Origin of the sequence: Gordonia sp. AC31, assembly GCF_031844505.1 — a bacterium.
GTDB classification, from domain to species: Bacteria; Actinomycetota; Actinomycetes; order Mycobacteriales; family Mycobacteriaceae; genus Gordonia; species Gordonia hongkongensis.
On the sequence record NZ_JAUZVK010000047.1, the window covers coordinates 1 to 11,603 of the forward strand.

The following is an 11,603-nucleotide window of genomic DNA, read 5'->3' on the forward strand; positions in this document are numbered from 1 at the left end:
TTCCGATCGCGAAAATTCGTACACGCCTTGAACACTCATGGACTCACGGGGTCGATGGGCAAAGTCGGAGCGTGCGGGGACAACGCAGCGATGGAGAGTTTCTTCGCACTCCTGCAACGCAACGTGCTCGACCGCCAACGCTGGGACACCCGCGAGCAGCTTCGGATCGCGATCGTCACCTGGATCGAACGGACCTACCGCCGCCGGCGCCGGCAAGCCCGCCTCGGTCGGTTGACGCCTGTCGAGTTCGAAGCAATGATCAACACCGCCGCTGCCGCGGCATGACACCCAAACTGTCACCTATCCGTGCAGCAGTCCCCATCGGCAAATGCATTGCTTCTATAGAAGTGTGCCCACCGAACGCTGACGACGTTCGGTGGGCACACTTGCGCCCTATAGCGGCGCTAATTCGATACAACCGGCAGCTCGCCCTGCTCATGCTTCGCGCGTAACACCTTCTTATCGAACTTGCCCACGCTCGTACGCGGTACCTGCTCCACGAACGTCCAGTTCTTCGGGATCCACCAGTGTGGGATCTCCTCCGGGCAATTTCTTAGGCACCACTCGTGAAGCGTGTCAGCCGACACCTTGCGACCCGGTACCGGAACCACCACGGCGAGAGCTGTTTCCTGCCACCGGGGGTCGGGCATCGCGACAACCGCGGCCTCGGCGACATCTGGGTGCGACATGATCCAGTTCTCGAGCTCCACTGACGAGATCCATTCGCCCCCTGACTTGATGACGTCCTTGGACCTGTCGGTCAGCGTCAGGTACCCGTCCGGGCTGATGTGTCCCACGTCTCCGGTCCGCAACCAGCCATCCCGAAACCTCTCGGCGTCCTCGAGCCGGTAGTAGCTGCCTGTGACCCACGGACCCCGCACTTCGAGTTCGCCGACGGACTTGTCGTCACGGGGAACCGGCAGGCCGCCCTCGTCGATGAGGCGCATCTCCACCCCGCAAATTGCCCGTCCCTGTCGCTTGCGGTACGACATTTCCTTTGTGGGGCTGATCCCGGCGGGAGGCCGACTTACCGCTGCAAGCGGGGACGTCTCAGTCATGCCCCACGCCTGGATAATCTGTACGCCGAAGCGGTCCGCAAACCCTTCGATCAACGACTGCGGGACAGGAGCTCCACCACAGGCGACAAGGTCGATTGATGACAAGTCGACACCCGGATTCGCGATACCGTACTGAAGAAGATCGTTCCAGATTGTCGGTACTGCTCCTGCCTTCGTGGGGCGATGCTGTTGGATCAAGTCGGCGAGCGGCGCCGCTTGAAGGTATCGATCAGGCATGAGCAAGTCCGCGCCGGCCATCAGCGACGCGTAGGGCAGACCCCAGGCGCTGGCATGAAACATCGGCACGACGGGAAGTACACGATCGGCTTCTGCGATCGCCAGAGCGTTACCAGTACACGCTGCAATGGAGTGCAGAAACACCGAGCGATGACTGTAGACGACCCCCTTGGGATCGCCTGTAGTGCCGCTCGTGTAACACATACCCGCAGCCGACCGCTCGTCGGGATCGACCCAAGAGAACATTGGTGATTCTGCTGCGAGCGCGTCATGGTATCGCATCACGGTCACGCCGTGGCCGTCGAGCGGGGAGGTGTCGCCGTCGCCGGTAACGAACACAACCCGAACCGTCGCCAAGCCCGGTAAGACCGCCGCCAACAACGGCACCAGCGACCCGTCCACAATGATGACCTTGTCTTCGGCGTGGTTCGCGATGAACTGCAGCTGAGCCGGTGACAACCGGATGTTCAGCGTATGCAGCACCGCGCCCATCGCGGGTACCGCAGCGTACGCTTCGAGGTGCTCCTGGTTGTTCCACAGCATGGTTGCCACGCGGTCGTCGCCGACCACGCCGACCCGGCGCAGAGCATTCGCCAGACGTGCGCATCGCTCTTCGAGATCGCCGTAGGTTGCGTACCGGGCAGAGTCGCTCGCGGAATAAGTAATCACCTGCCTATCAGTATGATTGGTTGCGACGTGACGCAGTATCGATGACACTGTCATCGGCACCTCCTGCATGGTGCTTTTCATCAAATTCTCCTTTCGCGGCGGACGCTGGATCATTCGGCAGGTCCGTAATCCTGGATCTGCCAGCCGTTCTCGGTCTTCAGCACGACTACTTTCAACAGTGTGGGGAGTTCGCTCGGCTGAGGGTTCTGAACATTCTGGGTCTTCTGGGTGGCGAAGACCAGCACCGTGTATTCCCCCCGGTTCTCGCTGGCGCTGCCGGTGACACTGGTCGCCAGTACGCGTCCCGACGCTTGGACCTTGGCCTGTTCCATGATTTGGGTCAGGGTGGGTTCGACATCGTCGTATCGCTTGACCAACGCATCGCTGGCATTCTCTTTCACTTCGGTAAAGAATGCGCCGGTGTTTTGGTAGCTGTAGGTGAGCGACTTTGTGGTGTAGTCCGATGCTGCCTGCGCTGCCTGCGCTCGTTGTGTGGCAGCGTTCTCCGCGGACGTCTTTGCTTCCCTCATGTCAATGTAGAGGTAAGCAAAGAGGCCGGCCAGCACCGCGAGTGCCACCACGAAAGCGCCGGCGGCCACCGCCTGGACGCGTGCTGATCTCCATCGGTGCCTGGCATCGGACGTCGGGGGGCTTGCCTCGTCCGGGGCGGGACCGTCTTGGGACGTCGCAGATTCTGTAGCACCAGTGGCGTCGCTGCGATCTGCTTTGTCGGAAGCCGCAGTCAGCTTATCCTCAGCGCTGCTGTCCTTGGATTCTGGTCCGTTGTCTTGTGCCGTCATTTGCTGCCTTCTGTGAATGCTGGTGTAGGAGGTATCCATCGGGCGTCAGCGAGGTGATGGCGTGACGGCGATCGGAATCTGCGCCTGCCCCCGATGTGACGCTGGGAATGTTCGAGCCAGAAGATCACCGATCGATCCGAAGTCGATGTATGTGTCTGCGACTTTCGCCGTCGCCGGCTTCACCGCGCGGGTAATGGCGACAATATCGGGCTGGAGTATCTGGATGTAGCCGCTGAGCTTTTCCACTAGCTTCAGGATCGGTGGCCATTTGTCGTAGGACGTAGAAGTGAAAACGATGAACGCACGTTGGATCCTCGCCAAACCGTCGACGGCATCCGGGGTCCGGACCGACGCGGTGCTGAGCACACCGCCCACGTTCGACATAAGGCCCAGGAGGAACTCGGCATTGTCCGCAGTGGTACGGACGGCACCGTCGTCACCGACGAAGTCCACGAGGCGGTGCATCATGTCTCCGATCGTGTCGAGGTCCTTTTGCCGGCCGTCGACTGCCGCCGAGATCGTTTCGTTGATGGACTGAATCGATGCTGGATCGAGCGCGTCCGCCACTGCCGACATTTTCGGGAGCACCTGGGGAACGGATTGCGACACGCGGATGGCGCCGGCGGGCACTAGGTCCCCACTACGCAAGTACTCACTGGTGGTTGTGCCCGGTGGGATGAAATTGATGTATTGTTCTCCCGCGACCGAGAGGTTCTGAATCGTCATGACACTGCCGCGAGGAATCTTATAGTCGGAGTCGATGGACATGTCGACGGCGAGCTGATTACCTGTGACGCGAATAGATGTCACTTTTCCCACCGGCACCCCCTCTAACATTACCGGTGATGTGTCTAGAAGGCCGCCCGAGCTCTCGAGTATGGCCGAGATCGCGTAGTCGGTGCGGAACGGGTTTACCCGTGCCACGTCGATGATCAAGTATGTCGCTCCGACGAGGAGAACGAGGACAAGGGCAACCAGCGATACGAGGGTGCTGCGGATCATGGCATCATTCCGATCGCTCGCAAGACGGTTATGAACGACTCGGCATCACGCCGCGCCAGTTCTCGGCCATCGATAGACACATCGGAGACGTTGATATCTGGCGAGCTGACGAATGGGATGAGCCTTTCGCGTATTACACGAGCCGCCTTGTCGGAAACATCCTTGGAGTAGATGTCCGAGTACGCGATGGACGCGACCACTGGCGCGATCGCGCCCACCGTTTCCTTGATGCGGGAATACTCAGGGTCGACGATACGGCCTGCGGATACCGCGAAGTCGCGCAGATTAGCGATGAGTAGCGCTACGTCAATTAGCGAGTAGCCCAGACCATAAAAGTTCACTCCCCCCTTGGTCAACATTCGGTCTGTACCTGACGGGTCGGCCAGGATCACTTTGAGTGTGCGATCGGCTGACTGCAGGATTACGTCGAGTTTGTCGGTGTTGGCAGACACCTCAGACACGGTGCGCAAGGTCGTGCGGTAGAGCGCATCGAACTGGGCGGGGTCACTCGGAAAAGTCGAGTTCAGCGTCGATATCGCGGTATGGATTTTATCGAGTTCACCCCCGCCCAATACGTTAGCCATACCCCGCATCACGTCCTCGACGTTGGCAGCCGGTTCGGTGCGTGAGAGAGGTATTACCGATCCCGCGCGCAGCAAGCCTTGGGTGGACTGCTGTGCAGGGGGAAGGATGGCCACATAAATCTCGCCCAGGAGAGTGTCTTGGCGGAGTTCCGCGCGCGAATCTTCCGGCAGCTGGGCGTCTTTATCAATTCGGGCAGCAACCAGCGCGTGGCCTCCGTCGTAAGCGACGCTGGTGACGGCACCGACGTCAATCCCTCGAGAGAGGACTTTGGCACGGGCAGGCAAGTTCAGAGCACTCGTGAACTCGATCTCGATGTCGTAGCCGTCTCGGGCGGATGATCCACCGATGGTCGGCGGGTTGTCAGCACTGATGCTGCAGGCGGCGAGGGCGATAGTCGCTACGAACAGCGTCACGATCGCGGCCGTGACACGACGAAGGTAGCCGTAGATCATCATCGAGGTTGCCCTCCGATCAAGTTGGCGATCGTCGCCGCTTCGTTACCCGTCGCGCAAACGTCCTTGACGGAAGGAGGAGCGCACGCGTTCTTGAGGGCCTGCAGTGGTACAGATATTGCGAATGCCCGCAGGATCGACTTCGCATCTGGATGCTCAACGATGAGGTCAGCTGTTCGAGCGGCGACGGACGCAAGTATGTTTTCTTGCTTGCCCGCTTGCGAGAGGAGGGGAACCGCAGCATCTCCAAGTGAGAAAATAGGTGGCCCGAAGTCAGACGATAGGCGCGACAGGATAGGGACGAAGGTGCCTGCGTACTCTGTTGCGGCGCCGAATGTTTGACCGAAAGCAACAATCACCTCAATTGCGCCTACGAAGTTGTCGAATAGCTGGGTCACCTCAGTACTGTTTTCGGTGGCAACACCGGTTAAGGTGGCGAGATTGGCTACAATCCTGCGTATCTGGCTATCACGCCGGGTCGGATCGTTGATTAGCGTGGCCGAGTCCTGGAGAATGCCGGATATATCACCCTGGGTCCCTTCCATGTTTTTCGAGACGAGTGTAAGTGCCTGAAGAATCGCATCCGTGTTACGTCCGTCGTCCTTGACGAGTTCGTCTGAAAGAGTGCTGATCGCGTCGAGCGTTTGACTAATCCCCAGTGGAGTCCTGGTCTTTTCCAGTGGGATACACTCAGCCGACTTGTAATATTCTCCGCCACGATAGGGATGGGTGAACTCGATTTGTCTTTCGGTGACAATCGAGGTGGACACCAGGGTCGCACCCACATCTGCGGGAAGCGGCACGGTCTTGTCGATCCGCATATCGACACGCACACCTTTCTGTCCCTCCTCGTGAATGCCTACGACCCTGCCCACCTTCTTGCCGAGCATCGCGACGGAATTGCCTTCGTACAGACCTGATGCGTCAGAAAACTCCGCACATAGTGATCGCGTGTCGTCGTCGGCTGTCGCATAGTCGATTCCGACGCCGCCGATCACTACTGCCAGTGTGACAATGGTGGCGATCGGGATCAGATGCCGACGCATCCGCTCCGTCAACATTTGTTATCACCAATCGGGATACAGACGCGGACGGTCGGTTCAGGACTCGCAGGTCCGACCTGCGGAGCATTGAGGAGAATGCTCAGTCTTCTGGTGATCTGATCGACCTGGGCCAGCGCGTCTTGGTAGGCGGGCATCTGGGCCGACACCTTGTTTAGAAGGATCTTAAACTGCTGTACCGATGGTTCTATACCGTCGCGGTACGCGACAAGCGGCCGGGTCAGCAACTTAAAAAGACGACGTAGATAATCGAACCCGCTCTGGACGTTGGCGATGTCTGGTCCAAGGGTGCGGGCAAGGAAGCTGAGCTGGCGTAGGAAGTCCACGAGTACCTGCTTGCGGTTTGCGAGGGCAGCGACATACTCGTCGGACAAAGCCACCGTCTTGTCGAGTTGTGCGTACTGACGCTCCAGCAAGTCCATCAGGCTGCTCGCGTTTTGCAGGGCATCAGGGATATTGGTGTTTCCGTCGGAAAAGGCATCCTGTAGCAACGCCGCCGTGCGCCGTAGATCAACACCACGCACGTCACGGAACACCGGTGTAGATGTCTCCAGGGTGCTGGAAATATCATAGGTGCTGCCTGTCTGCACCAGTGGGATCGCGCCGTCAATGGCCGACGGGCCTGAACCTGGGTCGAGGTCCAATACACGTCCACCGATAGGGGTGAGGAGACGGACGTTCGCCGTCGCGTCCGACCGAACGGCAATCGAGTCATCCAGCCGGAACCGCACGGTGATGAACGTTCCGGTCAGGTCGACCGACGCTACCTTGCCTTTCCTGATCCCGGCGATACGTACCTGGTCGCCAGCTTCCAATCCGCCGGTATTGACTAACTCCGCGCTGTAGATAGTTTGTCCGGGCGGCGAGATATACACAGCTCCGGCGGCGACGAGACCGGCCACCGTGACCATCGTTACGACCCCCGCCAGGATGAGGTCCCGCCGACGCTGCGGGCGGTGATGCGGACGCTTGCCGAAGAAACGGGTCACTGGCACACCACCAGTCGTTGACCCATCAGGGCGATCTGCACTGTTCTCGGTAGGTCGAGCACCCCTCGGGCACACCCTGCCGCCGAGGGCGGGGGAGTCGCGTTGGATGTTGCGGCCAGGGCGTCCAGGAGCGGCTTCAGGAGAACGGCACCATTCAGTAGGCCTTCTGTATCCCCTGGCTCCCGCACTAATCTCTGAAAGATAGCCGCGAAGCTGGTGTCGTAGGTCGACTCGATCTGCTCACCGGCGAGTACAGTCTTTGCCATCGAACGGTTGACCTCTCGCAGCGAGGCCCGCAGTCGATCGCTCACGCGGCTGAACGCATCGACGATTGACCCCAATTTGTCTATCAACTCAACCAGTTCAGCGGAGCGCCCCATCAACTGGTCGGACACCTGCCCCAGGCTCGTCACAATATTGGTGATGATCTCTGAACGCTGGTTCCCGTAATCAGTGATGTTCGCGACTTGCTTCATGACTGGTGCGATACCTCGACCGTCTCCCTGGGCAACCCGTAGAAGGTTCGACTGAAGCTCGTTGATTTCCGCAGTATTCAATGTATCGAATACTGGTTTGAAACTGTTGAATAGTGTCGATACGTCGAAGGACGGGACGGTCTTCTCGAGTGCCACCTGTGTGATCGAGTCCTGGTCGGCGCCTTGTCCGGCATTGATGAGTTCCACATACCGCTGCCCCAGCAGATTTTGGTAACGCACAGCGGCAGTCGTCGCGGGGGTAATCGCGACACCGTCATCCAGTTGGAAACGGACGATCGCTGTTGAGCCCTCGAGATCGACAGCCGTTACATATCCCACTTTCACTCCAGCGAGTCGTACCCCGTCGCGGGGCTTGAGTCCGGAAGCGTCGGCAAACACCGCGGAACGCTGCGAACTGGGTGACCCTTCGTTGGTCGGCTGCAGAATCGCGATGATGACATATGAAAGGACTCCGATGAGAGCGATGAAAGCGACGATTTTAATGATTGTGGGTGTTAGCGACCTCAGAGTCATCGCGTGGCACCCCCCATTCTCAATGCGCCTTGTAGGGCAGGCGACGTCTGGACCACCAGTGCTAGCTGGAGCTGGACCCGTTCGTTGAATTTCGGCAAGGCTTTGTCGATGCCATCGAGGATCTGCGGGATCGTGTACACCGTGCGAACTAGCCCCGAGGCGGATCTGGCGACGGGCCGCGCTAGGTCAAGGCCGACGTCTAACAGCGAACTCAGGGCTGGGTAATTCTTATCGAGCAGGCCGCCGAGCCCACCGAAAAGAACCTTTCCCGTGTCGCCGAGATTACTCTTCGTGCGGTCGATGTTTTGTTGGGTGGCGAAAAAGTCAGCGATATCGACGTTCTTCAAGACGCCAGGGACAAACGGCGTCATGAAGTCGGCGACTCCGGTGGACAGGTTAGCCGCAATTCCTAGGTCCTCCCCGACCGGCCGTTTCTGGACATCTCGCGTGAGTTGCGCAATCTGGAGAACGAGTCTTCCGCTATCAGCCATTGCCTGCGAGTCCTCAACGATGAACCTCACTACCGCTTCAAATGAGGGCTGGTCCAGTGCCTCGACCAGCGTGGAGATCTTGCGAACAAGCGTTGACACCGAGGTCTGTTCAGATTGCAACCTGCTCACGTAGACACTCCCGCCGGAACCGATGGGTGGTCCTTGTCCAGGATCTACGATCTCCAGTGCAGTTGGTCCCAATGCGTTTGACGAGGTGTAGTTCACCGTCATGCCCTGCCGGAGAACTAGGTCGTTACCGGAACCGGTGAGGTTGATTTTGACCGCCGCGCCACGGTCTCGAACCGCGATGCTCGAGACCTCCCCCACGGTGAACCCAAGGTACTTCACATCCGATCCCCCCTTCAATCCGTCGCCTATCGCGTCGGTGTTGATGGTCAACGACGTGTGATCGCTGAAGTCGCCGTTAGCGTCACTTATCAGTAAGTAGGCAGCTATCGCGCCGAGGATCAATAGGGCGACCCCCCGAAGGGCCAGGTTCGCGTGCGACGGCTCGCGTCCGGACGGATCATGAAAGACAGCCACTGAACCCCCTACCCTGAAATCCGTACGCCGGAATCGAATCCCCACATCAGAAGGGTCAAGATCATGTCCTCCACGACGATGACTATGAGGCTCGTGCGGATCGCTCGACCGGACGCTCGACCCACCCCCTCAGCTCCGCCTGTGGCGAAGTAGCCCTGATAGCTATGGATAATCACTACAGAAATGACAAATACAAGAACTTTGATAAGCGAGAAGGCAAGATCCTGAGGTTTGAGGAACTGGTCGAAATAGAAATCGTAAGTGCCGCCGGATTGGCCGTGAACTTGTGTGACGACGAGTTTGGCGGCCCCGAATCCGAGAATAAGCGCGACGATGTACAAAGGAATCACGGTCGTGATCGACGCAACTACGCGAGTGCTGACGACGAATGGAATAGGACGTACCGCCATAGCCTCGAGAGCGTCGATCTCCTCGGAAATGCGCATCGAGCCGATCTCAGCTGTCAACCGGCAGCCGGCTTGTGCTGCGAACCCGATCGCCGCGATCATTGGCGCAAGCTCTCGGGTGTTGGCATAGGAAGAGATGAACCCCGTCAGTGAACCCATCCCTACGAGGTCCAGAGAGGCGTAACCCTGGATACCGATTGAGGCGCCGACGGCGATGCCGAGGATGGCGAGGACGATGGCCGTTCCACCACCGACCAAGACTGCACCTCTACCCCAGGCGAATTCTTGTATGTAGAGCAGGGTTTGGCGTCGGTAGGTGGTGATCACATGGCGGATGCCGAGGACCGCGGCGATCACAAAGGTCGCGACGTGCCCCAAGCGTTCAGGTACGTGTACAACTGGCGCGATCACGGCTTCGACAGGGCGGGTGGCGGCGGAGAACCTCCGGGAGGGAACGGTGGTCACGAGGCGTTTCTCATCCAATAGTTTGGGGGACGAACATGGTTGTTAATTGCGTGATAAAGACATTGATCACGAAGCATGCGACGACGCCCAGTACTACGGTGGCATTTACTGAGGTTGCGACGCCTTTAGGGCCGCCTTTCGTCGACAGGCCGCGGTGACAAGCAATCGTCACCACTACAAGTCCGAACACAAGCGATTTGCATAGAGCGACAACGATGTCTGTTATCGATGCGAACGAAGCGAACGAGGCGACGTAGCTGCCTGGTGTGATGCCTTGGACGTCGACGCTGATGGCGTAGCCCGCCAGCAGCCCGGTGAAGACGATTAGCATGCAGAGCAGCGGCGCGGTGATCAACACAGATACGAACCGGGGCGCTACGACTCGCCTGATCGGATTGAGTCCGAGTGTCTCCATGGCAGCAATTTCTTCGCGAATCGTTCGAGCACCCAAATCAGAGGCAATCGCTGATCCGGCCGCGCCCCCGAGTAGGAGGGCGGTAACGATGGGCGCTCCCTGTTGAATAATCCCGAGGCCACCAGCGGCGCCAGCTATTGACGTGGCCCCAACTTGCTGAGTGAGGCTACCCACCTGTACTGACACGATGACACCGAATGGCACAGCTACGAGAATCGCCGGCAGAGTTGTCACGACGATGACGAACCAGGTCTGCGATACGGCTTCGCGAAACGGAAATCGTCCTGTAGCAATGTCTACTGCTACCCACCGCAGGGCCTGACCAGCCAAGCCGACGGTGTTACCAAAAGTGGCAGCGCCGTCTAGCAGACGGTTGACGCCTGTGCCGGTGGTGATGGCCATCTCCCCCCCCTAGTGCGCGTGGTGTGCGCCACTCCATTCGCGTGTGCGTAATGGACAGTATCAGGTACTGGCAGTATTACCTATAGTGGTGAGCACAGACCGTGTTCGGGACCGGTTCCCACACCTCATCGATCCCCCCGCACCCTGTTGCGTAGGTGGCGGGCTGAGTTAAGGACAACGATCAGAGATGACCCCCGAAGCAAGACTGCCGGCACACTCGTCCCAGTGCATGGGCTGCGGAAGCAGCAACCCCCACGGACTTCAACTTGAGGTCTACCGGAGCGGCGAGCGGGTGTACGCCGATCACACCTTCGACGAGAAACACCTCGGCGCGCCCGGGTTGGCGCACGGTGGCGCGATCTCGGCCGCCTGCGACGACATCATGGGTTTCACCCTGTGGATCGCGCGGACCCCCGCGGTGACCCGCACCCTGACCGTCGAATACCGCCGGCCGGTCCCGCTGCACACTCCCATACGTCTCACTGCCTGGATTGACCACGAGTCGGATCGCCTACTGCACATCGCGGCCGCCGGATCGTTCGATGAGCAAACGTACTTCACCTCTAGCGGTGTTTTCGTCAAGGTCGACGTTGCTCACTTTCGACGTTATGCCGACGTATCAACAATCGATGACTTCTTCGCCAACTTCACGCGGTCAGACTGACGCCGCACGCGTCTCCGTTCTGCGCGCCGCCAACTCTGCGAGGTACGCGACCACGTTCGGCGATCCACCGCCAGCGGTCAGGCTGCGACGGTCAACAGGGCTGGAACTGCAAACGCTCGGCCTTCCACTGCCGGTTCAGTAGCGACAGGAAAACAACACCGCAAGGACCGGCTTGACCGCGAGGGTCAGGCCGAGCGGATTGCCCGCCCACCAGTCGCGGCGCTGCAGCATCAGGCTCGTACACAGCGGCTGAACCATAACGGTCACCGGCAGCACTGTTCTCACAGGATTGGAGGGGAGGGCGGCGAGCTCCCTCGAATGTGCAGCTCTCTTCCTTCCGTCCTGGCTACAGT

13 protein-coding genes are annotated in these 11,603 nt (G+C 59.3%); 2 read left to right on the forward strand and 11 right to left on the reverse strand.

The features are described from left to right. The coding region (locus Q9R39_RS24025) for an IS3 family transposase (RefSeq protein WP_311278409.1) at window positions 1–285 on the forward strand (285 nt) is incomplete at its 5' end. Window positions 286–404: 119 nt separating this feature from the next. Here Q9R39_RS24025 and Q9R39_RS24030 read toward each other — a convergent pair. The 10 genes from Q9R39_RS24030 to Q9R39_RS24075 are packed head-to-tail and all read right to left on the reverse strand — an operon-like array spanning window position 405 to window position 10,514. After that, window positions 405–2,045 carry a long-chain fatty acid--CoA ligase gene (locus Q9R39_RS24030; protein WP_014928958.1) on the reverse strand — a complete coding sequence of 547 codons (1,641 nt, stop codon included), beginning with the start codon at window positions 2,043–2,045 and terminating at the stop codon, window positions 405–407. A gap of 29 nt (window positions 2,046–2,074) precedes the next feature. Then, on the reverse strand, window positions 2,075–2,803 hold the full coding sequence (locus Q9R39_RS24035; RefSeq protein WP_223258800.1) for a hypothetical protein: 729 nt from the start codon (window positions 2,801–2,803) through the stop codon (window positions 2,075–2,077). A 6-nt stretch (window positions 2,804–2,809) separates the two neighbouring features. Beyond that, window positions 2,810–3,766, reverse strand: a complete 957-nt coding sequence (locus tag Q9R39_RS24040; RefSeq protein WP_004023297.1) for an MlaD family protein — start codon at window positions 3,764–3,766, stop codon at window positions 2,810–2,812. Beyond that, window positions 3,763–4,806 carry an MlaD family protein gene (locus Q9R39_RS24045; protein ID WP_004023296.1) on the reverse strand — a complete coding sequence of 348 codons (1,044 nt, stop codon included), beginning with the start codon at window positions 4,804–4,806 and terminating at the stop codon, window positions 3,763–3,765. The genes Q9R39_RS24040 and Q9R39_RS24045 overlap by 4 nt, the downstream gene beginning before the upstream one ends. Then, window positions 4,803–5,864, reverse strand: coding sequence for an MlaD family protein (locus Q9R39_RS24050; RefSeq protein WP_004023295.1), 1,062 nt, complete (start codon window positions 5,862–5,864; stop codon window positions 4,803–4,805). Before Q9R39_RS24050 ends, Q9R39_RS24045 begins: the two co-directional genes overlap by 4 nt. After that, window positions 5,858–6,853, reverse strand: coding sequence for an MlaD family protein (locus tag Q9R39_RS24055; protein ID WP_004023294.1), 996 nt, complete (start codon window positions 6,851–6,853; stop codon window positions 5,858–5,860). Before Q9R39_RS24055 ends, Q9R39_RS24050 begins: the two co-directional genes overlap by 7 nt. Further along, complete coding sequence (locus Q9R39_RS24060) at window positions 6,850–7,863, reverse strand: MlaD family protein (protein ID WP_004023293.1); 1,014 nt, start codon at window positions 7,861–7,863, stop codon at window positions 6,850–6,852. Before Q9R39_RS24060 ends, Q9R39_RS24055 begins: the two co-directional genes overlap by 4 nt. Beyond that, a complete protein-coding gene (locus tag Q9R39_RS24065; protein WP_311278410.1) occupies window positions 7,860–8,897 on the reverse strand; it encodes an MlaD family protein in 1,038 nt (345 codons plus the stop codon). The genes Q9R39_RS24060 and Q9R39_RS24065 overlap by 4 nt, the downstream gene beginning before the upstream one ends. An 8-nt stretch (window positions 8,898–8,905) precedes the next feature. Then, window positions 8,906–9,769, reverse strand: a complete 864-nt coding sequence (locus Q9R39_RS24070; RefSeq protein ID WP_014928961.1) for an ABC transporter permease — start codon at window positions 9,767–9,769, stop codon at window positions 8,906–8,908. Window positions 9,770–9,779: 10 nt separating this feature from the next. Then, window positions 9,780–10,514, reverse strand: coding sequence for an ABC transporter permease (locus tag Q9R39_RS24075; protein WP_033206584.1), 735 nt, complete (start codon window positions 10,512–10,514; stop codon window positions 9,780–9,782). A gap of 259 nt (window positions 10,515–10,773) precedes the next feature. Here Q9R39_RS24075 and Q9R39_RS24080 point away from each other — a divergent pair, with 259 nt between their 5' ends. After that, on the forward strand, window positions 10,774–11,250 hold the full coding sequence (locus Q9R39_RS24080) for a PaaI family thioesterase (RefSeq protein WP_004023289.1): 477 nt from the start codon (window positions 10,774–10,776) through the stop codon (window positions 11,248–11,250). Between the two features lie 135 nt (window positions 11,251–11,385). On the opposite strand, the gene Q9R39_RS24085 is transcribed toward Q9R39_RS24080, so the two are convergent. Beyond that, a partial coding sequence (locus Q9R39_RS24085) for a hypothetical protein (protein ID WP_311278411.1) occupies window positions 11,386–11,603 on the reverse strand: 218 nt, incomplete at its 5' end.